The following is a 21,550-nucleotide window of genomic DNA, read 5'->3' on the forward strand; positions in this document are numbered from 1 at the left end:
CGCTGCGGCGCGGTCCCGTGCGGGACGACGCGTGCGGGACGCCCCGTACGACACCACAGCTGAAGGGCGGCTCTTAGCGGTGAAGCAACTACGGCTCGGTGTGCTGGCCGGACTCTTCGCCGCGGCAGGAGTCCTCTCCTGGGGCGGCGCCCGTCTGTGGGACTCCCTGGGCACCCTGCCGAGCGTGCCGCTGGCCGCGCCCATCGTGCTCGGGGTGATCGCCGCCGTCCTCGCCGCCACGGCCCTGTCGCTGCGCGCCCGCCTGAAGGCGCAGCGCGAGCGCCGCCCGGGGGCGAAGGGCGTCGAACCGCTGATGGCGGCGCGCGCCGTGGTCTTCGGCCAGGCGAGCGCACTGGTCGCGGCGCTGGTGAGCGGGATGTACGGCGGCACCGGCGTGTTCCTGCTCGGCTCGCTCGACGTGCCCGCCCGCCGGGACCAGGCGATCTACGCCGGAGTCTCGGTGGTGGCGGGCATCGCCGTGATCGCGGCCGCGATGTTCCTGGAGCGCGTCTGCAGGCTGCCCGAGGACGGCGACGACGACACCGACCAGGCGGCCCGGGCGGTGTGATCCGCGGCGCCGGCGGCGAGAGCCGTCAGCGCGCCATGATCAGGCTCATCGCCTCGTTGCGCGTCGCCGCGTCCCGCAGCTGGCCGCGCACCGCCGAGGTGATCGTCTTGGCTCCGGGCTTGCGGATGCCGCGCATCGACATGCACATGTGCTCGCACTCGACGACGACGATCACGCCGCGCGGCTCCAGGATCTCCATCAGCGAGTCGGCTATCTGGGTCGTCATCCGCTCCTGGACCTGCGGGCGGCGGGCGTAGACGTCCACCAGCCGGGCCAGCTTCGACAGGCCCGTGATCTTCCCGGTCGTCGAGGGGATGTAGCCGACGTGCGCCACGCCCCTGAAGGGGACCAGGTGGTGCTCGCACGTCGAGTAGACCTCGATGTCCTTGACGAGGACCATCTCGTCATGGCCGATATCGAACGTGGTCGTCAGCACGTCCTCCGGCCGCTGCCACAGCCCGGCGAAGATCTCCTTGTACGCCCGCGCCACCCGCGCCGGCGTCTCCTGCAGCCCCTCGCGGTCCGGGTCCTCGCCCACCGCCAGCAGCAGCTCGCGTACGGCGCTCTCCGCCCGCTTCTCGTCGAACTCGGCGATCGCGCGCTCGCCTTCCAGCGTCACCGGGTCGGTCATCTGTGCCTCGTTCCTCTTGCTCGGGCCGCGGGCATACGAAAATGCCGCGTCCCCCAGGCTAGAACCTGGGGGACGCGGCATTCATTCCGGGGCGGCGCCGAGCCCGGGGCTCAGGCCTCCGGGCGCTCCTCGGGGACCGCCTCGACGGTCTCCGCCGGGACCGCCTTGGTCACGTCAGCCACCGTCGGCGTGCTGCCGTTGGCACCGTTCGTCAGGGCGAGCTCCTTGGGGGAGAGCACCGGCGGACGGGTGGAGGGCGTACGGCGGGAGGAACCGGTCCACGCCGGGCGGGCCGGGCGCTTCACGATCGGGGCGAAGATCTCCGCGATCTCCTCCTTGCCGAGGGTCTCCTTCTCCAGCAGCTGGAGGACCAGGTTGTCGAGGACGTCGCGGTTCTCGACGAGGATCTCCCAGGCCTCGTTGTGCGCCGTCTCGATGAGCTTCTTGACCTCTTCGTCGACGAGCGCCGCGACCTCTTCCGAGTAGTCGCGCTGGTGCGCCATCTCGCGGCCCAGGAAGGGTTCGGTGTTGTCGCCGCCGAACTTGATCGCGCCGAGCCGCTCGGTCATGCCGTACTGCGTGACCATCGCGCGGGCCGTGGCCGTGGCCTTCTCGATGTCGTTCGCCGCGCCCGTGGTCGGGTCGTGGAAGACGAGCTCCTCGGCCGCGCGGCCGCCCAGCATGTACGCCAGCTGGTCGAGCATCTCGTTGCGCGTGGTGGAGTACTTGTCCTCGTCCGGGAGCACCATCGTGTAGCCGAGGGCCCGGCCGCGGGACAGGATCGTGATCTTGTGGACCGGGTCGGAGTTCGGTGAGGCCGCCGCGACCAGGGCGTGTCCGCCCTCGTGGTACGCGGTGATCTTCTTCTCCTTGTCGGACATGATCCGGGTCCGCTTCTGCGGGCCCGCCACGACGCGGTCGATCGCCTCGTCCAGCATGTGGTTGTCGATGAGCTTCTTGTCGCTGCGCGCGGTGAGCAGCGCGGCTTCGTTCAGCACGTTCGACAGGTCGGCGCCGGTGAAGCCCGGCGTACGGCGTGCCACGGCGGACAGGTCGACGTCCGGGGCGACCGGCTTGCCCTTCTGGTGGACCTTGAGGATCTCCAGCCGGCCCTGCATGTCCGGACGGTCGACGGCGATCTGCCGGTCGAAGCGGCCCGGACGCAGCAGCGCCGGGTCGAGGATGTCGGGCCGGTTGGTGGCGGCGATCAGGATGACGCCGCCCTTCACGTCGAAGCCGTCCATCTCGACGAGCAGCTGGTTCAGCGTCTGCTCGCGCTCGTCGTGGCCGCCGCCGAGACCCGCGCCGCGGTGCCGGCCGACGGCGTCGATCTCGTCGACGAAGACGATCGCCGGAGCGTTCGCCTTGGCCTGCTCGAACAGGTCCCGGACACGGGAGGCGCCGACACCGACGAACATCTCGACGAAGTCAGAACCGGAGATCGAGTAGAACGGGACGCCCGCCTCTCCCGCGACGGCGCGCGCGAGCAGCGTCTTGCCGGTGCCGGGCGGGCCGTAGAGCAGCACGCCCTTGGGGATCTTGGCGCCGACGGCCTGGAACTTGGCCGGCTCCTGGAGGAACTCCTTGATCTCGTGGAGCTCCTCGACCGCCTCGTCGGACCCGGCCACGTCGGCGAAGGTCGTCTTGGGGGTGTCCTTGGTGATGAGCTTGGCCTTGGACTTCCCGAAGTTCATCACTCGGGAGCCGCCGCCCTGCATCTGGTTCATCAGGAAGAGGAAGACCACGACGATCAGGACGAAGGGCAGGAGCGAGAGCAGCACCGAGACGAACGGGCTCTGCTTCGACGGCGAGACCGTGTAGCCCTTCTCGATCTCACCGGCCTCGAACTTCTCCTGCAGCTTGTCGGCCAGGTCGGCGCCCTGGGTGCCGATGTAGCTGGCCTGCACCTTGGTGCCGCCGTCGACCTTCTGGCCCTTCTTGAGCTCGATCTTGATGATCTGCTCGTCGCCGGTGGTCAGCTTTGCCTGCTTGACCTGGTTCTTGTCGATCGCCTGGACGACCTCGCCGGTGTCAACCGTCTTGTAGCCGCCGGACGAGCCGACGACCTGCATCAGCACGACCACGGCGAGGACGGCCAGCACGATCCACATGACCGGCCCACGGAAGTATCGCTTCACGTCCATCCATACGGAGCGGATCCGCTCCGTCCCTCCTGCCCGTAGGTAAATGCTGCTGTGGGACTTGCTATGAGACTGCTATGAGAAAAGACAACTGTTCTTCGGACGGTACCTCAGCATTGTCACCGGAGACCGCCTTCCCATGCTCCAACGGCGGAAAGGCGGCCTGGGTTCCCCGGGACCTTCCGGTGCCTCAGCCCCCGTAGACGTGCGGCGCGAGCGTGCCGACGAAGGGGAGATTGCGGTACTTCTCCGCGTAGTCCAGGCCGTATCCGACGACGAACTCGTTCGGGATGTCGAAGCCGATCCACTTCACGTCGATCGCGACCTTCGCGGCGTCCGGCTTCCTCAGCAGCGTGCAGACCTCCAGGGAGGCCGGCTCGCGCGAGCCGAGGTTGGTCAGCAGCCACGACAGGGTCAGGCCCGAGTCGATGATGTCCTCGACGATCAGGACGTGCTTGCCCTTGATGTCGGTGTCCAGGTCCTTCAGGATCCGGACGACGCCGGACGACTGCGTGCCCGCGCCGTACGAGGACACGGCCATCCAGTCCATCGTGACGGGGGTGGCGAGCGCACGCGCCAGGTCCGCCATCACCATCACGGCGCCCTTGAGGACACCGACGATGAGCAGGTCCTTGCCCGCGTACTCCGCGTCGATCTTGGCGGCAAGCTCGGCGAGCTTGGCGTCGATCTCTTCCTTGGTGATGAGCACCGACTGAAGGTCGCTGCCCATGTCCTTCTCGTTCACCCGCGTCGCTTTCTGTCTCGGCGGTTCAGCCTTGCCGAATGACCAGTCTGCCACCCTGGCGACGCGCCTCGACCCGGCCGGGCAGATTGATGGCCCGCTGACCGCGCCAGCCGGTGATCAGCCGGTCGACCTCTTCGACGTGTCGGGCGAACAAGGAACCGGCCGGCGCACCGGCCTCGATGGCGGCCCGGCGCAGCACCCGGCGCCGTACGGCGGCGGGCAGGTCGAAGAGCTTGGCGCACTCCAGGGCGCCGCTCTCGTCCCGTACCCGGGCGGCCACGTCGGCGGCCCAGCCGTCGAGCGCGTCGGCGTCGTCGCGGGAGAGGCTCGCGGTACGGGCCAGGGCTTCGACGACTCCTTTGCCGAGCGCCTTCTCCAGAGCGGGCAGGCCCTCGTGGCGCAGCCGGGAGCGGGTGTAGGCCGGGTCGGCGTTGTGCGGGTCGTCCCAGACCGGCAGCGACTGGACCATGCAGGCCTTGCGGGCGGTCTGGCGGTCGATCTGGAGGAAGGGGCGGCGGTAGCGGCCGTCCGTCCCCGAGACGGCGGCCATACCGGACAGCGAGCGGATGCCCGAGCCGCGGGCGAGACCGAGCAGAACGGTTTCCGCCTGGTCGTCACGGGTGTGGCCGAGCAGCACGGCCGAGGCGCCGAGGCGCTCGGCGGCCTCGTCGAGCGCGGCGTAGCGGGCGTCGCGGGCGGCGGCCTCGGGCCCTCCCTCGCGGCCGACGCGCACGGCGACGGACTCGACGGGGTCGAGGTCCATGGCGGTGAGGCGGGCGACGACGTCGGCCGCGCGCTGCGCGGAACCGTCCTGGAGGCCGTGGTCGACGGTGATGCCGCCGGCGCGGACGGAGAGTTTGGGGGCCTCGAAGGCGAGGGCGGAGGCGAGCGCCATGGAGTCGGCGCCGCCGGAGCAGGCGACGAGGACGAGCGGGCGCTCTCGCGCGGCGCGGGCGGCGGCTTCGGCGGTGTCGGTGTGCTCTGCGTGCTGAGTGAGGACTTCGTGGAGTACGCGGCGGACCGCCAGGCGTATCGCCGCGACCGCAGGATGGGGACCCATGTCCGGTGCCCTTCGTGAAGTTCGGGAGGGGGTGTCTCGGTCCGAGGTGAACGAGAGCGACGGGAAATCAGTCACTCAGAGTGCGTCGATGGTGACAGAACCGAGCCGATGCCCGAGCATTGCACGCCTGCCCAACGCCCCACGGTCCCTCGGACGGGTGATTGGCGGGGCGCCCTTCTGCCGTCACGGGCCCGTCGTTCACGACACTGTTCTACGGTGCGCCCTCGGCCTTGCGGTGCACCCGCGCGACCCAGTCCGCCGGTTTGGCGATCTCCGCCTTGGTCGGGAGCGTGTTGGGGGACGTCCAGACCCGGTTGAACCCGTCCATCCCGACCTGGTCCACCACGGAGCGCACGAAACGCTCGCCGTCGCGGTACTGCCGCAGCTTGGCGTCCAGGCCGAGCAGCTTGCGCAGCGCGAGGTCGAGGCGGCTCGCGCCACGGGCCCTGCGCTGCTGGAACTTCTCCCGGATCTCGGTCACGGAGGGCACCACGTCCGGTCCGACGCCGTCCATCACGTAGTCGGCGTGACCCTCCAGCAGGGACATGACGGCGGTCAGCCGGCCGAGGATCTCGCGCTGGGCGGGCGTCTGGACCAGTTCGACGATGGAGTGCCCGCCCTCGTCGTCCTCGCCCTCGGGGCGAGCCCCGACGAGCGACTGCGCGGCCTCCCGGAACCGTTCGAGAACGGTCATCGGGTCCATCTCGGTCTCGCCCAGGAATGACTGGATCTCGCCCTCGAGATGGTCGCGCAGCCACGGCACGCCGGTGAACTGGGTGCGGTGGGTCTCCTCGTGGAGGCAGACCCAGAGCCGGAAGTCGTGCGGGTCGACCTCCAGCTCGCGCTCGACGTGGACGATGTTGGGGGCGACGAGGAGCAGCCTGCCGCCGCCGTTGCCGTTCGGGTCGGCCGGGTCACCGGCCGGCAGGTCGCGGGTGGCGGGGGCGAAGGTCTCGTACTGCCCGAGGACCCGCGAGGCGAGGAACGACAGCAGCATCCCGAGCTCGACGCCGGTCACCTTGCCGCCGACCGCGCCCAGCACCGCACCGCCCGGCGTGCCGGACCGGCGCTCCTGCATCTTGTCCAGCAGGGGGCGCAGCAGTTCGCGGAAGCCCGCGACGTTCGCCTTGATCCAGCCGGCCCGGTCCACGACGAGGACGGGGGTGTCCTGCGGCTGCGAGCCCGCGGGGATCATCGCGGTGAAGCCGCGCACGTGCTCCTCGGAGGCCTTGGCGTGCCGGCGCAGCTCGGCGACGACGGCTCGCGCCTCGTCACGGCTCACGTCGGGACCGGGCCGCACGAAGCGGGTCGCGGTCGCCGCGGCGAGGTTCCAGTCGACCATCTCGGCACCACCGATGCTCGTCATGCGACAACCGTACGTTCTCGACCGCCGGGACGTGCAGGTGTCGGGTGGCCCGCCGGCCCCGCCCTGGCCGCGCCGGAGTGCGGGCGCCCGAAGTGTCCTGCGCGGGCCGCCCGCCCGCAGGGCGCCCACGGAACGCAGGGCCCGCCCGGATGGACGCCGGGTCGGGTGGCTACTTCGCGAGGGCCGACGCCAGGCGGTCGAGGGCGTCCTGCGCCGCGCCCCGCGAGGGGGTGCCGCCGGCGAGGAACGCGAAGCCGAGGAGTCGGCCGCCCGGGCCGACGACGGTGCCGGCGAGGGTGTTGACGCCGGTGAGCGTGCCCGTCTTGGCGCGGACGAGGCCGGAGCCGGCCGAGGACGGTGCGTAGCGGTTCTCCAGGGTGCCGGTGAATCCGGCGACGGGGAGGCCGGTGAGAACCGGGCGCAGTTCGGGGTGGGCCGGGTCGCCTGAGCGGGCGAGCAGCGCCGTCAGGAGGGCGGCGGAGACCTTGTCCTGCCTGTTGAGGCCGCTGCCGTCGGCGAACCGGGTGCCGGCCAGCGGCAGCTGGAGACGGCGCAGCTGTGCGGTGACGGCCCGTCCGGCGCCGGCGAAGTCCGCCTTCTCGCCGGCGGCTGTCGCGGTCTGCCGGGCGAGCGACTCGGCTATGTCGTTGTCGCTGCTGGTCAGCATCCGCTCGACGACCGCGGAGAGGGGATCGGAGAGGACCTGCGCGAGCGGGACGGCCTCCGCGGCCGCCCGGCCGGGCCGGGGGACGCCGCTCACGTGCACGCCCCGCTCCTCCAGCATCGTGGCGAAGACGCGGGCGGCCTCGCCGGCCGGGTCGGCGGTGCGGGTCGCGGCGCCGGTGCTCCGCGGGTCGTTCCGCCCCTGGTCGACCATCAGGGCGCTGACCGGGGCGATGTTGTCGTTGGGGCCGATGGGGTGCAGCAGGGGGCCGGTGTAGAGCGAGGTGTCGTGGACGAGGCGGACGGCATCGGCGCCGCGGCCGCGCAGGGCGCGGGCCGTGCGGTCGGCGAGCGTGGCCAGACGGCCCCGGTCGAGAGTGGCGTCACCGCCGCCGACGAGGGTGATCTCCTTCGCCCCGGCGGTCGCGACGACCGTGGTGGCTATGCGGTGGTCGGGTCCGAGCGCGGTCAGGGCGGCGGCGGCCGTGGCTATCTTCACGGTGGACGCGGGGGTCATGGGGGCCGTCGCTCCCTTCCCGTACAGCCGCTCCCCCGTGCCGAGGTCGATGACGCAGGCGGTCGGCGACGGGCCGAGGGCCGGGGCTCCGAGCAGCGGTCCGAGGGCCTTCGCGAGGTCGGCCGGGGCGGTCGCGGGGTCCTTCGCGGACGCGGTGCGCGGGCCGTCGGCGGCGGCGAGCACGACAGGGGCGCTGGGCGCGGGGGCGGGGCGCCGGGGCGCCGGCCGCCCGTGATGTACGCCACCCGTACGTCCGTGGGCCACCGCCCACTCCTTCTCGGCCTTACGCTGGCCCGAGTCCCAAGGACCCGCCGCGGCCACCGCCCCGGCGGCGAGGGCGAGGCCGGCAACGGCGGCGCCCGCTGCGAGCTGCCACGTCGTGACCTTCGGCACCCCGCACCAGCCCCTTTCGCGATCACCCAAGTGCGTGAGGGACACTTAATCACCGTCAATCACGTCTTGCTATGTCTTGATCATGGAGGAGCCACCCGTGGAGTTCGACGTCACCATCGAGATCCCGAAGGGTTCGCGGAACAAGTACGAGGTGGACCACGAGACCGGTCGGATCCGCCTGGACCGTCGACTCTTCACCTCGACCAGCTACCCGGCGGACTACGGCTTCGTCGAGAACACCCTCGGCGAGGACGGCGACCCGCTGGACGCGCTGGTCATCCTCGACGAGCCGACCTTCCCGGGCTGCCTGATCAAGTGCCGCGCCATCGGCATGTTCCGGATGACGGACGAGGCGGGCGGCGACGACAAGCTGCTGTGCGTGCCGGCGTCCGACCCGCGCGTGGAGCACCTGCGCGACATCCACCACGTGTCCGAGTTCGACCGCCTGGAGATCCAGCACTTCTTCGAGGTCTACAAGGACCTGGAGCCCGGCAAGTCCGTCGAGGGCGCCAACTGGGTCGGCCGCGCCGAGGCCGAGGCCGAGATCGAGGCCTCCTTCAAGCGCCTGGAGGCGCAGGGCGGCGCGCACTGACGCCGCTTGCACGAACCCCTGACGCGGGCGGGACACCTCGGTGTCCCGCCCGCGTCGCGTAGCACCCCTTGGGCGTGCCCATACTGGGCAGGAGGGCCGGACACAGGGCTGGTACGAGAGGGAGCGAGGACGGCGAGATATGGCGGAGCCCGAGGGTCCGGAAGACCGGAAGCCTCAGTCCGACGAGGCGCACAGCGCCTTCGCTCCGCCCCCCGGGGTGGAGCAGCCGGGAGCACCGGAAGAGGATCATCCCAGCTCGGAGTTCGCGGTTCCCGAGGGGCTGCTGCCGGAACCGCCGCCGGAGCCGGAGGGGTCGGCTTTCGCACCGCCGAGCACGTACAGCGCCAGGAGCTCCCCGCCGGCCTTCACCCCCGCGCACGGCGTCCCCGTGGTGCGGCTCACCAAGGACGCGCCCTGGCAGGACCGGATGCGGGCCATGCTGCGGATGCCCGTGGGCGAGCGGCCCGTGCCGGAGACCGCGCACCGGCAGGACGAGGCCGGCCCCGCCGTGCCGCGCGTGCTCGACCTGACGCTGCGTATCGGCGAGCTGCTGCTCGCGGGCGGCGAGGGGGCCGAGGACGTCGAGGCGGCGATGTTCGCGATCACGCGCGCGTACGGCCTGGACCGCTGCGAGCCGACCGTCACCTTCACGCTGCTGTCGATCACGTATCAGCCGTCCCTCGTCGACGACCCTGTGACGGCCAACCGCACGGTGCGGCGGCGGGGCACCGACTACACCCGGCTCGCCGCGGTCTACCGGCTGGTCCACGACATCAGCGTCGACGAGTCGGACGTCACCTTGGAGGAGGCGTACCGGCGGCTGGCGGAGATCCGCAGGAACCGGCACCCGTACCCCGGCTGGGCGCTCACCCTGGCCGGTGGCGTGCTGGCCGGTGCGGCGTCCGTGCTGGTCGGCGGTGACATCGTGGTGTTCCTCGCGGCCGCGGTCAGCGCGATGCTCGGCGACCGGCTGGCCTGGCTGGCGGCCGGACGCGGACTGCCGGAGTTCTACCAGTTCGTGGCGGCGGCGATGCCGCCCGCCGCGGTGGGCGTGGCGCTGACGCTGTCGCCGCTGGACGTGCGGGCGTCGGCGGTGATCACCGGTGGGCTGTTCGCGCTGATCCCCGGGCGGGCGCTCGTCGCCGGTGTGCAGGACGGTCTGACCGGCTTCTACATCACGGCCGCGGCCCGTCTGCTGGAGGTCGGCTACCTGGTGGTCGGCATCGTCGTCGGCGTGCTGAGCGTGCTGTACCTCGGCTTCGCGCTCGACGCCGGGCTCCAGCCGGAGACGGCCATCCACACGGTGGAGCGCCCGGTGGTCCAGACGCTGGCGGCGATGATGCTGTCCCTGTGCTTCGCCGTGATGCTCCAGCAGGAGCGCAACACGGTGTGGCTGGCGGCCCTCAACGGCGGGGTGGCCTGGGTCGTCTACGCGGCACTCGCCGACACCGCCGACGTCTCGCCGGTCGCTGCCACGGCCGCCGCGGCGGGGCTGGTGGGCCTGTTCGGCCAGATGCTCTCCCGCTACCGCTTCGCGTCGGCCCTGCCGTACGTCACGGCCGCGATCGGGCCGCTGCTGCCGGGCAGCGCCACGTACTTCGGGCTGCTGTCGATCGCCCGGGGCGAGCTGAACACGGGGCTCGCCTCGCTCAGCAAGGCGGCGGCGCTGGCGCTGGCCATCGCGATCGGGGTGAACCTGGGCGGGGAGATCTCCCGGCTCTTCCTGCGGGTGCCCGGAGCCGCGGGCGTGCCGGGAGCGGAGGCCCCGGGCGGCCGCCGCGCGGCCAAGCGGACGCGCGGCTTCTGACGGCGGGTACGGGCGTCGGGTGCCCGGCGCCGGGCTCAGCGCCGGGCTCAGCGCTGGGCGGAACGGGCTGTCAGGCCCGGGGCGCCGGGGTCAGCGCTTGGCGTGGCGGCCGCGCGCGGTCGACGGCGCTTCGGCGGCGTCGGCGGAGGCGGCGGCCTCCTTCTTGTTCTTGGAGCGGGCCCGCAGGACCTCGATCACGATCGGGAGCACTGAGATCAGCACGATCAGGATCAGGATCGCCTCGATGTTCTTGTGGACGAACTCGACCTTGCCGAGCGCGGCGCCGAGCAGCGTCACTCCCGCGCCCCACAGCACACCGCCGACGACGTTGAAGGTGATGAACGAGCGGTAGTTCATCCGGCTCACACCGGCGACGATCGGCGTGAACGTCCGCACGATGGGCACGAAGCGGGCCAGGACCAGGGACTTCGGGCCGTACTTCTCGAAGAACTCGTGCGCCTTCTCCACGTTCTCCTGCTTGAAGAGCTTGGAGTCGGGGCGCTTGAAGAGGGCCGGACCGACCTTGCGGCCGAAGAGATAGCCGACCTGGTCGCCGATGATCGCGGCCAGCACGACGAGGGTGCAGACCACCCACAGCGGCTGCTTGATCACATCGGTGGTCACCAGCAGGCCCGTGGTGAACAGCAGCGAGTCGCCCGGCAGGAAGAAACCGATCAGCAGGCCGGACTCGGCGAAGACGATGACCAGGACACCGATCAGCCCGAAGGTGGTGATCAGATAGTCCGGGTCGAGCCAGCTCGGTCCGAGCGCAAGGGTGTTCACGAGGTCCGGGCTCCTGAGTCGGTAGTCGGGCGATGCGCCGGGCGGCGTACAGCGTGCGGGGACGGGCCAAAGCTATCAACGCACCGGGCCCCCGCCGCGTTCCACCGGCCCGCCCAGGATGCACTGTGCCCCGGCCGGGACAAAGTCCCGGCCGGGGCACATGGCCGGAGGGCGACGGCCCGGTGGACGGCCGGCGACCCGAATCAGGCGCGCCGCGCGGCGTTGGCGATGATCGCCTCGCGCTCGTAGGCGGCCAGGCCCGGCTTCGCCTTGTCGATGTTGCGGGTGAAGCGCTCGTCGGAGACGTACATCTCCGCCAGGCAGGTGTGCATCTCGTGGGTGCACTCGTAGTGGTTGCGGGAGATCCACCGGCGGTGCTCCTCCGCGACGTCCGTCGCGGCCTCGGAGCCCGGCTCCTCACCGGCCTCCATCAGCGCCACGAACCGCCGGGTGATCTCCTCGGCCTCGGCTTGGATCCGCTGCCAGTCCTCCTTCGTGTACGACGCGCTACGCCGCGCCGACTCCTTGTAGGCGTCGGTGCCGCCCCAGCCCTGCTCGGCCTCCTCCGCGTAGTCGTCGGGGTCGAAGTCCCCGAAGACCTCGAACTTCTCCTCGGGCGTGAGGTTGATGCCCATCTTCTTCGCCTCCATGGCTCGCTCAACGGCGGCTGCCATCTCCTTCAGCTTGGTGATCCGGGCGGTCAGCAGCTCGTGCTGCCGCCGCAGGTGGGCCTGCGGGTCCGCGTCCGGGTCGTCGAGGAGTGCCGCCACCTCGTCGAGCGGGAAGCCGAGTTCCCGGTAGAACAGGATCTGCTGCAGCCGGTCCAGGTCGGCGTCGTCGTACCGCCGGTGACCCGCGTGGCTGCGCCCGCCCGGGCTGAGCAGGCCGATCTCGTCGTAGTGGTGCAGGGTGCGCACCGTGACGCCGGCGAAACGGGCGACCTGTCCCACGGAGTAGCTCATCGCCTTCCGCTCCTTCGTTTCCGTGACGCCTCCCAGGCTGCTGCCTCACGTTGCGTGAGGTGCAAGTCCGGGTGAGCCTGAGTCCCATGGCACTCCACCAGGGCGCGTCCGGTGACGGCGGACCGGAACGGCGCAGGCTGTCGCTCAACCCGTTCTTCGGCGAGGCGGATCCGGTCGGCGGCATGACGGCGGCCCCGCCCACGCACCGCCTCCCGGACGGGCCGCTGCCGCCCTCCACCGCGTACCAGCTCGTGCACGACGAGCTGATGCTCGACGGGAACTCCCGGCTCAACCTCGCCACGTTCGTCACCACCTGGATGGAGCCCCAGGCAGGGGTTCTGATGGGCGAGTGCCGGGACAAGAACATGATCGACAAGGACGAGTACCCGCGCACCGCGGAGCTGGAACGCCGCTGCGTGGCAATGCTCGCGGACCTGTGGCACGCCCCGGACCCGGCCGCGGTCGTGGGGTGCTCGACGACCGGGTCGAGCGAGGCGTGCATGCTCGCGGGGATGGCGCTCAAGCGGCGCTGGGCGACGAGGAACGCCGACCGCTATCCGGCGAGCGCCAGGCCCAATCTGGTGATGGGCGTGAACGTGCAGGTCTGCTGGGAGAAGTTCTGCGCCTTCTGGGAGGTGGAGGCGCGGCAGGTGCCGATGGACGGCGACCGTTTCCACCTCGATCCGGAGGCCGCCGCCGCGCTGTGCGACGAGAACACCATCGGGGTCGTCGCCGTCCTGGGCTCGACCTTCGACGGGTCCTTCGAGCCCGTCGCCGACGTCTGCGCCGCGCTGGACGCGCTCCAGGAGCGCACGGGCCTCGACATCCCCGTCCATGTCGACGGCGCGTCCGGGGCGATGGTGGCGCCGTTCCTCGACGAGGAGCTGGTCTGGGACTTCCGGCTGCCGCGGGTGTCCTCGATCAACACCTCCGGGCACAAGTACGGGCTGGTCTACCCAGGGGTCGGCTGGGCGCTGTGGCGCTCGCCGGCCGAGCTGCCGGAGGAACTGGTCTTCCGGGTCAACTACCTGGGCGGCGACATGCCGACCTTCGCCCTCAACTTCTCCCGGCCGGGCGCGCAGGTGGTCGCGCAGTACTACACGTTCCTGCGGCTGGGACGGGAGGGATACCGGGCGGTGCAGCAGACGGCGCGGGACGTCGCGAGGAGACTCTCGCGGCGGATCGGGGAGCTGGGCGACTTCCGGCTCCTGACGCACGGCGACGAACTGCCGGTGTTCGCGTTCACGACGGCGCCGGACGTCATGCGCTTCGACGTGTTCGACGTGTCGCGGCGGCTGCGGGAGCGGGGGTGGCTGGTGCCCGCGTACACCTTCCCGGCGAACCGGGAGGACCTGTCGGTGCTGCGGGTGGTGTGCCGCAACGGCTTCTCGGCGGACCTGGCGGAACTGCTGCTGGAGGATCTGCGGATGCTGCTGCCGGAGCTGCGGGAACAGTCGGGGCCGCTGAAGAAGGACACGGCGAAGGCGACCTCGTTCCACCACTGAGGGGTCGCGTCAGTGCGAGTCGCCCTCGTGGTGCCCGCCCGTCGCGTAGGGGTTCTCCTCGCCCTCGGCGAGGACGCCGACGAAGGGGGCGCCCTCCCCCGCGAACGTGTACGCGCCGGACTCGATCCGCTCGATCAGGCCCCGGGTCCACTGGGCGCCGGAGTCGGCCTGCGTCACCCACAGGTTCATGATCTCGCCGATGTGGCCGAGCGATTCGGGTCCCTCCTCGGGCGTGTAGTAGTCCGTGACCGACGAGCGCCACTCCTCGATGCTCCGCACCCGCTGCCCGAGCAGCTCCACCGCCTCGGAGCGCGGCAGGTCCACGATGAAGCCGAGCGCCGCCGAGAGCACGTCCGGCTTCTGGTCGTAGGCGGTCAGGGACGCGCGCAGGAGGGCGAAGAACTCCTGCGTGCCCTTGTCGGTGATCTCGTACTCGGTGCGCGGCGGCCCGCCCGCTGTCGACGGCGCCGTCTCGTGCGCGTACAGCAGTCCCTGCTTCGCCATGTGCTTGAGCGCGTGGTAGATCGATCCCGGCTTGGCGTTGGACCACTCGTGCGCGCCCCAGTACTCCAGGTCGTTGCGGACCTGGTAGCCGTGCGCCCGCCCGTGCTGGCGCACCGCACCCAGGACCAGCAGCCGGATCGCCGACATCCGCGTCCCTCCTGTTCAAGTTTGACCAGGGTACGCGGGCGACCGATCCGCCGGTCAGCGCGTCCACTTGTACTTGCCGCCGCCGACCCACCTCACGACCCCGGGATCGTCGAGGTCGACGTGGGGCAGACCGGCCTCGTGCGCCAGGTGGACCACGTCCAGCAGATCGCGGGCGGTCCCGGCCACGATGCCGTTGATCTCCACCAGGCGGAACGGCGGATCGGCGGGCGTGACGGCGTGGACGACGATCGGGGTCCTTTCGTCATGGGCCATGCTTCCAGGGTGGGCCGACACGACGGCGGGCACATGTCGGGGCTACGCGCCCGGGCCGCCGCCCTGCTCCAGGGCCACCAGGTCGAAGGCGCCCTTGCCGTCCAGCGACTCGCGGATGACGTCGGCGTGGCCGGCGTGGCGGGCGATCTCCTCGACCAGGTGGAGCAGCAGCCAGCGCATGGACACCCGGCCGTCCTTGGGGAACCAGGGCGCGGGCGGCAGCGGGAAGGTGTCGTCCAGGCTCGGCACCGAGCGGACGAACTCCGCGGTCTCCTTCGAGACCGAGGCCCAGAAGGTCAGCGTCGCATCGATCGTCTCGCCGTCCACGAGACGGAAGCTGTCGCCCCAGGTCTCCTCCGAGCGCTGCCGTTCTCCCCCAGAGCTTCGCCTGGGAGGTGCCCCCGGCTTCTGCTGCGCCATCCGCAGCCAGTTGAGCTCCATCTCGGCGACGTGCTTGAGCAGTCCCGACAGCGAGAGTTCGCTGGCGCTCGGGCGGCTCGCGGCCTGCTCCTCGGTCAGTCCGAGCACGGAACGCCGGATGGCGCCGCGCTGTGCCTCGACGAAACTCAGCAGCGCGCCGCGCTCGTCGCCGTGGGCCTCCGCGGGAACGTGAGTGACCATGGTGTCCGCCTTCCGGTCCGCGGGGAGAGGGCCTCTCCCCTTTTCGACACCCCTCACGCTACGGACCCTTGAGGACAGGTTCTGTCCTCAAGGGTCCGTAGCACGGGAAATGTCAGAAGGGGAACTGAGAGCGGCCGTGCTGCACCGAGATCCACTTCTGGGTGGTGAACGCGTCGAGCATCGAGTCGCCGTTCAGCCGCCCGACACCGGAGTGCTTCTCGCCTCCGAAGGGGACGATCGGCTCGTCGTGCACCGTGCCGTCATTGATATGGATCATGCCGGTGCGGACCCGCTTGGCGAGCCGGACACCGCGCTCGATGTCGCCCGTGTGCACGGCGCCGCTGAGGCCGTACGGGGTGTCGTTGGCGATCCGTACCGCCTCGTCCTCCCCGTCGAAGGGGATCACCAGGGCGACCGGGCCGAAGATCTCCTGGCTGAGCACGGGCGAGCCGGCCGGCAGGTCGGTCAGGACCGAGGGCGCGACCAGGTTGCCGTCGGTCGCACCGTGCAGCAGCGCGGTCGCGCCCGCCTCGACCGTCTGCTCGACGAGCGAGGTCACCGCGTCGGCCTGCGAGGCGTTGATCAGCGGGCCGATGTGGGTCGTCGGGTCGGCCGGGTCTCCCACCTTCAGCGTCTTCACCTTGGCGACGAACTTCTCGGTGAACTCCTGCTGCACCGAGCGGTCGACCAGGATGCGGTTGGCCGCCATGCAGACCTGGCCCTGGTGCACGTAGCGGCTGAAGACCGCGGCGTCGACCGCGTAGTCGATGTCGGCGTCGTCGAGGACGATCAGCGCGCTGTTGCCGCCCAGTTCGAGGATGGCGTGCTTGAAGTTGGCCGCGCAGACGGTGGCTACGTGGCGGCCCACCTTGTCGGAGCCGGTGAAGGAGATGGCCTTGGGCACCGGGTGCTCCAGCAGGGCGTCGCCGATCTCGGCGATGTCCGTGATGACCACGTTCAGCAGACCGGCGGGCAGCCCCGCGTCCTCGAAGACCTTGGCGACCAGGGAGCCGCCGCAGATCGGCGTGTTCTGGTGCGGCTTGAGGACGACGGCGTTGCCGAGCGCGAGCGCCGGGGCGACCGACTTGAGGGAGAGCAGGAACGGGAAGTTGAACGGGCTGATGACACCGACGACGCCGACCGGGACGCGGTAGACCCTGTTCTCCTTGCCGTCGATCGGCGAGGGCAGGATGCGGCCCTCGGGACGCAGGGCGAGCTGCATCGCCTCGCGCAGGAACTCCTTGGCGAGGTGCAGCTCGAAGCCCGCCTTCAGATGCGTGCCGCCGAGCTCCGCGATGATCGTCTCGGTGATCTCCTTCTCGCGGTCCTCGATGATCCGCAGGGCGCGCTCGAAGACCAGCCGGCGGGTGTACGGGTTGGTCTCGGCCCAGGCTTCCTGCGCGCGCTCGGCGGCGCGGTACGCCTGATCGACCTCGGCCGCGGTGGCCACGGTGACGGACGCCAGCTTCTCGCCGTCGAACGGGTTGAAGTCGATGATGTCCCAGGAGCCGCTGCCCTGCCTCCACTCGCCGTCTATGTACTGAAGTGCCAGTTCACTGAAGAAGGACATGTGATCGCTCCAGAGGCATACGCGGCTGTGGCCGGCAGAAGCACAGAAGTCAGATGGTCCGGGACTGATGTGGCGTCATCGTACTTGTGTTTCAGGTGAGTTGAAGGAGTCCCCGGAGAAGGTCGCGGGTCTCCGCGGCGTCCGGGCTGTCCTCCTCGAGCCGCTTCATCACCCGTTCGTAGTGGGCCACTTCCTCGCGCTTGTCCAGGTAGAGGGCGCTCGTCAACTGCTCCAGGTAGACGATGTCGGAGAGGTCCGACTCGGGGAAGCGCAGCATCGTGAACGCGCCGCTCTCGCCCGCGTGCCCGCCGAAACTGAACGGCATCACCTGCAGCGTGATGTTCGGCTGCTCGGAGACCTCGATGAGATGCCTCAACTGCGCCTGCATCACCGCACGGTCGCCGTAGGGCCGGCGCAGCGCCGCCTCGTCGAGCACCACGTGGAGGCGGGGGGCGTGCTCGGAGACGAGGGCCTTCTGCCTCTCGAGGCGCAGGGCGACGCGGCGGTCGATCTCGGCCGCGGGGGCGTCGGGCATGCCGCGGGTGACGACGGCATGCGCGTACGACTCGGTCTGCAGCAGTCCGTGCACGAACTGCACCTCGTAGATGCGGATGAGGGAGGCGGCTCCTTCGAGGCCGATGTATGTCTGGAACCAGCCGGGCAGCACGTCGCCGAAGCTGTGCCACCAGCCGGCGACGTTGGCCTCCTTGGCGAGGCCGAGGAGGGACCTGCGCTCGGCCTCGTCGGCCACCCCGTAGAGCGTGAGCAGGTCCTCGACGTCCCGCGCCTTGAAGCTCACGCGGCCCAACTCCATGCGGCTGATCTTGGACTCGGACGCGCGGATGGAGTATCCGGCGGCCTCCCGGGTGATACCGCGGGACTCCCTCAGCCTTCTGAGCTGGGAGCCCAGCAGGATGCGCCGCACCACCGAGCCTCCGCCCGGGCCCTCACCGCCGGGGTGCGCCCACGACGCCGTCTCGCCTGCTGTCACGACTCCAACCCTCCCCACTCCCCGCGCCGTTCGGCACGGACCGATCCTCCACGAGGGTCCCCCCGAACCCAAGAGCCGGATTCTGCCACCAAAACGCTTCAGCCCGTACTCGTCCGGTTACGGAAATGGGAAGCCGGTGAACGGCGGAGCGGAAGAAACCCGCAGAAGAAATGAGCAAGAACCGGCACGGGGTCGGACAGGTCCGGCGCGTGCACGTGCATCTGCCCTTGCATCTGCCCTGCGCATTGGGAACCATGGTGCTCGCGCACCTGCGTGCTCGTTCGTGTTGTAGCGTCACAGCCGCGATTCCCGGGAGTGCCTCGCATGGGGACGAATGGATCGACCATGCTCGAGCCGTTACGGCAGGGCCTTCCGCCGATCGATCCCTCGGCCGTCTCCAGCTCCGTCTCCTGCGCTCTGCCGGCCCGTTACGAAGCGGTGCGCGGCGCACGCCAGTTCACCCGGGCCACGCTCGGCCAGTGGGAGCTGGACCACCGCTTCGACGACGTCGCCCTGGTCGTCTCCGAGCTCGTCACCAACGCCCTGCGCCACGCGCTGCCCTCCGACACGGCGCCGCGGGAGAACGCCAAGGAGCCGCCGGTGCGGCTGCATCTGATGCGCTGGACGGGCCGGCTGGTCTGCGCGGTGCGCGATCCCAGCCACGACGGGCCCATGGCCAGGGAGTCCGAGGAGGACTTCTCGGCGGAATCGGGGCGCGGTCTGTTTCTCGTCGATTCCTTCAGCGACGGCTGGGGCTGGCACCCGCTCGCCGGTTCGCTGCGCGGCAAGGTCGTCTGGGCGCTGTTCCGCCTGGGCTGACCTCGCGGGGGCGGGCCGGATCGGGGGCCGGCCCGCCCCGGCCATTCACGCGACCAAGTGGTCGAATTCCCCGTCCTTGACGCCCAGAAGCAACGCTTCTATCTCCGCGGGCGTGTATACGAGTGCGGGACCGTCCGGGTGCCGTGAGTTGCGCATCGCCACATCACCGCCGGGCAGCTTGGCGAATTCCACGCAGGAGCCCTGGGAGTTGCTGTGTCTGCTCTTCTGCCAGACGACTCCCTGAAGCTCCGTGGCGGTCATGCCGTTGTACACGTGGTGCACAAGTCGCTCCCGGGGTGCAAGGTGCAGGTCTCAACCATCCGGGATCATAGCTGTGTTCATATGCCGATGCATGGGCGGATGCACTGGCAGATGCACGTGCACGGGCGGTGCTGTCGCGACTACGGAAGCGCTCTCACGCGCCGGCGGCACGCGTGCCACGCGCGGTGGTCTCAGCGCGTGGACGCGTACGGCAACAGGGCCATCTCCCGGGCGTTCTTGATCGCGCGGGCCAGCAGCCGCTGCTGCTGCGCCGTCACCCGGGTCACCCGGCGGCTGCGGATCTTGCCGCGGTCGGAGATGAACTTCCGCAGCAGATCGGTGTCCTTGTAGTCGATGTAGGTGATGCCGGCCTGATCCAGGGGATTCGGGCGGGATTTCGCGGGCTTGCGCGGGTCGGTGCGGCGGGGGGACATGTCAGACCTCCAGGAGGGAGTCGAAGGCGGGCGGCAGCCGCTTCCAGGCCTCGCGGCCCGCGGCGTACTCGGCGTCGGTCAGCAGACAGGATTCGAGGAGCATTTCCAGGCCGTCGCGGTCGAGGCCCGGCGAGGTGAAGACCAGGTGCTGGCAGCAGTCCCCGTGCTCGGGGTGCCAGTCCAGGGCCGCGGCCGCCCGGCGCACCGGCGGCACCATCTCCCAGGCGGCGTCCGGCAGCGAGGCGAGCCAGGGGCCCGCGCTCTCGACGCACAGCGCGCCGCCGGCGGCGTCCCACGCCAGCAGGGTGTCCGGCCGGTCGGCGAGCCAGAACCGGCCGCGGCTGCGGGCGGCCGCACAGGTCAGGTCCTCCAGAGCCGCGTACAGCCGCTCCGGATGGAAGGGGCGTGCGCGGTGCCAGACGTAGGTGGTGACACCGCAGTCGTCCGCCTCCTGCGGCAGCAGCGCGCAGGCCGGGTGCTGGGCGGCGGCGGCCGCCTCCACGTCGAAGCCGGCCGTGGCCGCGGCGGCGAGTTCGTCCGAGCCCACGGGGACGCGGCGGGCGGTCGGGTGCAGCTGAGTCAGCAGCGCGCGGTCCTCCTCGTCGGCGTCCTCGCTCTCGACCACGGCGATCACGGGCGCGTACTCCAGCTGGCGCGCCCAGGTGTCGGCGATCGTGCGGCGGTCCGTCGACGCCGCGGCGAGCCCGGCCTCGGCGAGGTCGTCGCCGTTGCCGAGGCAGGGCAGGAGCAGCGCCGGGTCGACGGCGCACATCACCGAGGTGACGGCGAGCCGTTCACCGCCGTGCGCGGCGACGACCTCGGCCATGGCCTTGGGCTCCACGGAGTCCCACAGCTCGACGATCGCGAGGCGGGTCGCCCCGTCCTCGGCGAGCCGCACGAGCTCGGGCATCAGGTCCTCGCGCAGCGCGCAGCAGGCGCAGTCGTTGACCAGCGGCGTCTCGCCGGTGTCGCGGACACGGAACGCGTCGCGCACCGTGCGCACGACGGTGCCCCGCTCCGCCGTGGAGAGGTCGTGGTGGAGCGCGACGCTGCCGGGCACCGAGGCGAGCAGCCGCTCCACGGTCTCTCGGCGGGCTTCGGCGTGCAGCCCGGCGACGATCGCGACGGGCAGCATCAGCGGGCCTCGCGCCGGCCGTAGCGGCGCTCGAAACGCTCGACGCGTCCGGCGGTGTCGAGGACGCGGGCCTGGCCTGTGTAGAAGGGGTGGCTCGCCGAGGAGATCTCGACGTCGATGACCGGATAGGTGTTGCCGTCCTCCCAGTCGATCGTCTTGTCGCTGGTGGCGGTCGATCGCGTGAGGATCGCGAAGTTCGCGACCTTGTCGCGGAAGACGACAGGCGCGTACGGGGGGTGGATGCCGGGCTTCATCGAGCTCAGCGCTCCTCTCGGAAGTCGACGTGGCGGCCGGCGACCGGGTCGTACTTGCGCAGCGTCAGGCGGTCGGGGTCGTTACGGCGGTTCTTGCGGGTGACGTAGGTGTAGCCGGTGCCCGCGGTGGAGCGGAGCTTGATGACCGGGCGGAGTTCGTTGCGAGCCATACGGGTAGTATATGGAAATGGTTTCCATTACCAAATGAGCTCGACGAGAGGTGCATCACCCATGTCCGCCCACTGCATGCTGACCGGGTCGAAGCCCGGCTTCGGCAACCGGATCTCCCACTCCCACCGGCGCACATCGCGCCGCTTCGACCCCAACATCCAGCGCAAGCGCTACTGGCTGCCGAGTGAGGGACGCCATGTGCGCCTCACGCTCAGCGCCCGCGCCGTGAAGACGGTCGACACCATCGGCATCGAGGCCGCCGTGGTCCGCATCCGCGCCCGGGGAGTGAAGGTCTGATGGCGAAGAAGAGCAAGGTCGCTCGCAACGAACGCCGCAGGAGCGTCGTCGAGCGGTACGCCGAGCGCCGCGCGGAGCTGAAGGAGATCATCCGCAGGCCCTCCAGCAGCGACGCCGAACGCGCCGCCGCACAGGCCGAGTTGAGGCGTCAGCCCCGGGACGCCAGCGCGACCCGGGTGCGCAACCGCGACAGCGTCGACGGACGGCCGCGCGGCCACCTGCGGAGGTTCGGGCTGTCCAGGGTCCGGATGCGTGAGCAGGCCCACGCCGGCTTCCTCCCGGGGGTGCGCAAATCGTCCTGGTAGCTTGGCGCGGTCTTGCAACCAACCAGGTACGCGGG

Annotated in this window: 25 protein-coding genes; 7 read left to right on the top strand and 18 right to left on the bottom strand. The window is 70.8% G+C overall.

Annotated elements, in window-relative coordinates:
- The first annotated feature begins 79 nt into the window (after positions 1-79).
- Positions 80-568 (top strand): DUF3180 domain-containing protein, encoded by a 489-nt coding sequence (locus QFZ82_RS18230; RefSeq protein ID WP_177149688.1) that lies wholly within the window; start codon positions 80-82, stop codon positions 566-568.
- Positions 569-593: 25 nt separating this feature from the next.
- Here the strand turns inward: QFZ82_RS18230 and folE are convergent, their stop codons facing one another.
- The 6 genes from folE to dacB form a co-directional block, all read right to left on the bottom strand.
- The gene (folE, locus tag QFZ82_RS18235; protein ID WP_307714183.1) at positions 594-1,199 is read right to left on the bottom strand and encodes a GTP cyclohydrolase I FolE; all 606 of its coding nucleotides are present in this window, start codon (positions 1,197-1,199) and stop codon (positions 594-596) included.
- Between the two features lie 110 nt (positions 1,200-1,309).
- Positions 1,310-3,343 (bottom strand): ATP-dependent zinc metalloprotease FtsH, encoded by a 2,034-nt coding sequence (gene ftsH, locus QFZ82_RS18240; RefSeq protein WP_307714184.1) that lies wholly within the window; start codon positions 3,341-3,343, stop codon positions 1,310-1,312.
- Between the two features lie 187 nt (positions 3,344-3,530).
- The gene (hpt, locus tag QFZ82_RS18245) at positions 3,531-4,070 is read right to left on the bottom strand and encodes a hypoxanthine phosphoribosyltransferase (protein ID WP_177149689.1); all 540 of its coding nucleotides are present in this window, start codon (positions 4,068-4,070) and stop codon (positions 3,531-3,533) included.
- A gap of 40 nt (positions 4,071-4,110) precedes the next feature.
- Positions 4,111-5,145, bottom strand: coding sequence for a tRNA lysidine(34) synthetase TilS (gene tilS, locus QFZ82_RS18250; RefSeq protein ID WP_307714185.1), 1,035 nt, complete (start codon positions 5,143-5,145; stop codon positions 4,111-4,113).
- A 211-nt stretch (positions 5,146-5,356) separates the two neighbouring features.
- Entirely contained in the window at positions 5,357-6,511 is a 1,155-nt protein-coding gene (locus QFZ82_RS18255) for a zinc-dependent metalloprotease (RefSeq protein ID WP_307714186.1), read from the bottom strand.
- Positions 6,512-6,680: 169 nt separating this feature from the next.
- Positions 6,681-8,084: a D-alanyl-D-alanine carboxypeptidase/D-alanyl-D-alanine-endopeptidase gene (dacB, locus tag QFZ82_RS18260; protein ID WP_307714187.1), complete on the bottom strand. Its 1,404-nt coding sequence runs from the start codon at positions 8,082-8,084 to the stop codon at positions 6,681-6,683.
- Positions 8,085-8,181: 97 nt separating this feature from the next.
- Between dacB and QFZ82_RS18265 the strand changes: the two genes are divergently transcribed.
- Both QFZ82_RS18265 and QFZ82_RS18270 read left to right on the top strand, forming a co-directional pair.
- Positions 8,182-8,676: an inorganic diphosphatase gene (locus QFZ82_RS18265; RefSeq protein WP_017949744.1), complete on the top strand. Its 495-nt coding sequence runs from the start codon at positions 8,182-8,184 to the stop codon at positions 8,674-8,676.
- A 139-nt stretch (positions 8,677-8,815) separates the two neighbouring features.
- Complete coding sequence (locus tag QFZ82_RS18270; protein ID WP_307714188.1) at positions 8,816-10,483, top strand: threonine/serine exporter ThrE family protein; 1,668 nt, start codon at positions 8,816-8,818, stop codon at positions 10,481-10,483.
- 90 nt (positions 10,484-10,573) lie between these two features.
- Here the strand turns inward: QFZ82_RS18270 and QFZ82_RS18275 are convergent, their stop codons facing one another.
- Together QFZ82_RS18275 and QFZ82_RS18280 are read right to left on the bottom strand one after the other, a co-directional pair.
- Positions 10,574-11,266 (bottom strand): DedA family protein, encoded by a 693-nt coding sequence (locus QFZ82_RS18275; RefSeq protein ID WP_307714189.1) that lies wholly within the window; start codon positions 11,264-11,266, stop codon positions 10,574-10,576.
- Positions 11,267-11,469: 203 nt separating this feature from the next.
- On the bottom strand, positions 11,470-12,228 hold the full coding sequence (locus tag QFZ82_RS18280) for a MerR family transcriptional regulator (protein WP_307714190.1): 759 nt from the start codon (positions 12,226-12,228) through the stop codon (positions 11,470-11,472).
- A gap of 86 nt (positions 12,229-12,314) precedes the next feature.
- On the opposite strand from QFZ82_RS18280, the gene QFZ82_RS18285 reads away from it, so the two are divergent.
- Positions 12,315-13,733: a glutamate decarboxylase gene (locus tag QFZ82_RS18285; protein WP_307714191.1), complete on the top strand. Its 1,419-nt coding sequence runs from the start codon at positions 12,315-12,317 to the stop codon at positions 13,731-13,733.
- 9 nt (positions 13,734-13,742) lie between these two features.
- On the opposite strand, the gene QFZ82_RS18290 is transcribed toward QFZ82_RS18285, so the two are convergent.
- The 5 genes from QFZ82_RS18290 to QFZ82_RS18310 all read right to left on the bottom strand — a co-directional run bounded on the left by QFZ82_RS18290 (position 13,743) and on the right by QFZ82_RS18310 (position 17,839).
- The gene (locus QFZ82_RS18290; protein ID WP_307714192.1) at positions 13,743-14,384 is read right to left on the bottom strand and encodes a PadR family transcriptional regulator; all 642 of its coding nucleotides are present in this window, start codon (positions 14,382-14,384) and stop codon (positions 13,743-13,745) included.
- 54 nt (positions 14,385-14,438) lie between these two features.
- Entirely contained in the window at positions 14,439-14,657 is a 219-nt protein-coding gene (locus QFZ82_RS18295) for a hypothetical protein (protein ID WP_177149553.1), read from the bottom strand.
- Between the two features lie 42 nt (positions 14,658-14,699).
- Complete coding sequence (locus tag QFZ82_RS18300) at positions 14,700-15,278, bottom strand: DinB family protein (protein ID WP_307714193.1); 579 nt, start codon at positions 15,276-15,278, stop codon at positions 14,700-14,702.
- 112 nt (positions 15,279-15,390) lie between these two features.
- The gene (locus QFZ82_RS18305; RefSeq protein WP_307714194.1) at positions 15,391-16,848 is read right to left on the bottom strand and encodes an aldehyde dehydrogenase family protein; all 1,458 of its coding nucleotides are present in this window, start codon (positions 16,846-16,848) and stop codon (positions 15,391-15,393) included.
- 91 nt (positions 16,849-16,939) lie between these two features.
- A complete protein-coding gene (locus tag QFZ82_RS18310; protein ID WP_307714195.1) occupies positions 16,940-17,839 on the bottom strand; it encodes a helix-turn-helix transcriptional regulator in 900 nt (299 codons plus the stop codon).
- A 324-nt stretch (positions 17,840-18,163) separates the two neighbouring features.
- On the opposite strand from QFZ82_RS18310, the gene QFZ82_RS18315 reads away from it, so the two are divergent.
- A complete protein-coding gene (locus tag QFZ82_RS18315) occupies positions 18,164-18,658 on the top strand; it encodes an ATP-binding protein (RefSeq protein WP_307714196.1) in 495 nt (164 codons plus the stop codon).
- A 45-nt stretch (positions 18,659-18,703) separates the two neighbouring features.
- On the opposite strand, the gene QFZ82_RS18320 is transcribed toward QFZ82_RS18315, so the two are convergent.
- The 5 genes from QFZ82_RS18320 to rpmG form a co-directional block, all read right to left on the bottom strand.
- On the bottom strand, positions 18,704-18,940 hold the full coding sequence (locus tag QFZ82_RS18320) for a DUF397 domain-containing protein (protein ID WP_177149558.1): 237 nt from the start codon (positions 18,938-18,940) through the stop codon (positions 18,704-18,706).
- A 170-nt stretch (positions 18,941-19,110) separates the two neighbouring features.
- On the bottom strand, positions 19,111-19,353 hold the full coding sequence (gene rpsR / locus QFZ82_RS18325) for a 30S ribosomal protein S18 (protein ID WP_307714197.1): 243 nt from the start codon (positions 19,351-19,353) through the stop codon (positions 19,111-19,113).
- A 1-nt stretch (position 19,354) separates the two neighbouring features.
- Entirely contained in the window at positions 19,355-20,488 is a 1,134-nt protein-coding gene (locus QFZ82_RS18330) for a GTP-binding protein (protein WP_307714198.1), read from the bottom strand.
- Positions 20,488-20,742, bottom strand: a complete 255-nt coding sequence (locus QFZ82_RS18335; RefSeq protein WP_177149561.1) for a type B 50S ribosomal protein L31 — start codon at positions 20,740-20,742, stop codon at positions 20,488-20,490. The genes QFZ82_RS18330 and QFZ82_RS18335 overlap by 1 nt, the downstream gene beginning before the upstream one ends.
- Positions 20,743-20,747: 5 nt before the next feature.
- Positions 20,748-20,912, bottom strand: coding sequence for a 50S ribosomal protein L33 (gene rpmG, locus QFZ82_RS18340; protein ID WP_030361075.1), 165 nt, complete (start codon positions 20,910-20,912; stop codon positions 20,748-20,750).
- A gap of 61 nt (positions 20,913-20,973) precedes the next feature.
- Here rpmG and rpmB point away from each other — a divergent pair, with 61 nt between their 5' ends.
- Together rpmB and rpsN are read left to right on the top strand one after the other, a co-directional pair.
- Positions 20,974-21,210 (top strand): 50S ribosomal protein L28, encoded by a 237-nt coding sequence (gene rpmB / locus QFZ82_RS18345; RefSeq protein ID WP_307714199.1) that lies wholly within the window; start codon positions 20,974-20,976, stop codon positions 21,208-21,210.
- Positions 21,210-21,515 (top strand): 30S ribosomal protein S14, encoded by a 306-nt coding sequence (rpsN, locus tag QFZ82_RS18350; RefSeq protein WP_307714200.1) that lies wholly within the window; start codon positions 21,210-21,212, stop codon positions 21,513-21,515. Before rpmB ends, rpsN begins: the two co-directional genes overlap by 1 nt.
- The last annotated feature ends 35 nt before the right edge of the window (positions 21,516-21,550 follow it).

This window comes from Streptomyces sp. V4I23, assembly GCF_030817975.1.
GTDB lineage: Bacteria > Actinomycetota > Actinomycetes > Streptomycetales > Streptomycetaceae > Streptomyces.

Bases quoted from the DNA above. Each gene is read 5' to 3' on its own strand.
- QFZ82_RS18315 (WP_307714196.1), top strand. From the start codon at position 18,164: ATGGGGACGAATGGATCGACCATGCTCGAGCCGTTACGGCAGGGCCTT.
- tilS (WP_307714185.1), bottom strand. From the start codon at position 5,145: ATGGGTCCCCATCCTGCGGTCGCGGCGATACGCCTGGCGGTCCGCCGC.
- rpsR (WP_307714197.1), bottom strand. From the start codon at position 19,353: ATGTCCCCCCGCCGCACCGACCCGCGCAAGCCCGCGAAATCCCGCCCG.
- hpt (WP_177149689.1), bottom strand. From the start codon at position 4,070: ATGGGCAGCGACCTTCAGTCGGTGCTCATCACCAAGGAAGAGATCGAC.
- QFZ82_RS18300 (WP_307714193.1), bottom strand. From the start codon at position 15,278: ATGGTCACTCACGTTCCCGCGGAGGCCCACGGCGACGAGCGCGGCGCG.
- QFZ82_RS18255 (WP_307714186.1), bottom strand. From the start codon at position 6,511: ATGACGAGCATCGGTGGTGCCGAGATGGTCGACTGGAACCTCGCCGCG.
- QFZ82_RS18305 (WP_307714194.1), bottom strand. From the start codon at position 16,848: ATGTCCTTCTTCAGTGAACTGGCACTTCAGTACATAGACGGCGAGTGG.
- QFZ82_RS18270 (WP_307714188.1), top strand. From the start codon at position 8,816: ATGGCGGAGCCCGAGGGTCCGGAAGACCGGAAGCCTCAGTCCGACGAG.
- folE (WP_307714183.1), bottom strand. From the start codon at position 1,199: ATGACCGACCCGGTGACGCTGGAAGGCGAGCGCGCGATCGCCGAGTTC.
- ftsH (WP_307714184.1), bottom strand. From the start codon at position 3,343: ATGGACGTGAAGCGATACTTCCGTGGGCCGGTCATGTGGATCGTGCTG.
- rpsN (WP_307714200.1), top strand. From the start codon at position 21,210: ATGGCGAAGAAGAGCAAGGTCGCTCGCAACGAACGCCGCAGGAGCGTC.
- QFZ82_RS18330 (WP_307714198.1), bottom strand. From the start codon at position 20,488: ATGCTGCCCGTCGCGATCGTCGCCGGGCTGCACGCCGAAGCCCGCCGA.
- rpmB (WP_307714199.1), top strand. From the start codon at position 20,974: ATGTCCGCCCACTGCATGCTGACCGGGTCGAAGCCCGGCTTCGGCAAC.
- QFZ82_RS18335 (WP_177149561.1), bottom strand. From the start codon at position 20,742: ATGAAGCCCGGCATCCACCCCCCGTACGCGCCTGTCGTCTTCCGCGAC.
- QFZ82_RS18295 (WP_177149553.1), bottom strand. From the start codon at position 14,657: ATGGCCCATGACGAAAGGACCCCGATCGTCGTCCACGCCGTCACGCCC.
- rpmG (WP_030361075.1), bottom strand. From the start codon at position 20,912: ATGGCTCGCAACGAACTCCGCCCGGTCATCAAGCTCCGCTCCACCGCG.
- QFZ82_RS18285 (WP_307714191.1), top strand. From the start codon at position 12,315: ATGGCACTCCACCAGGGCGCGTCCGGTGACGGCGGACCGGAACGGCGC.
- QFZ82_RS18290 (WP_307714192.1), bottom strand. From the start codon at position 14,384: ATGTCGGCGATCCGGCTGCTGGTCCTGGGTGCGGTGCGCCAGCACGGG.
- QFZ82_RS18280 (WP_307714190.1), bottom strand. From the start codon at position 12,228: ATGAGCTACTCCGTGGGACAGGTCGCCCGTTTCGCCGGCGTCACGGTG.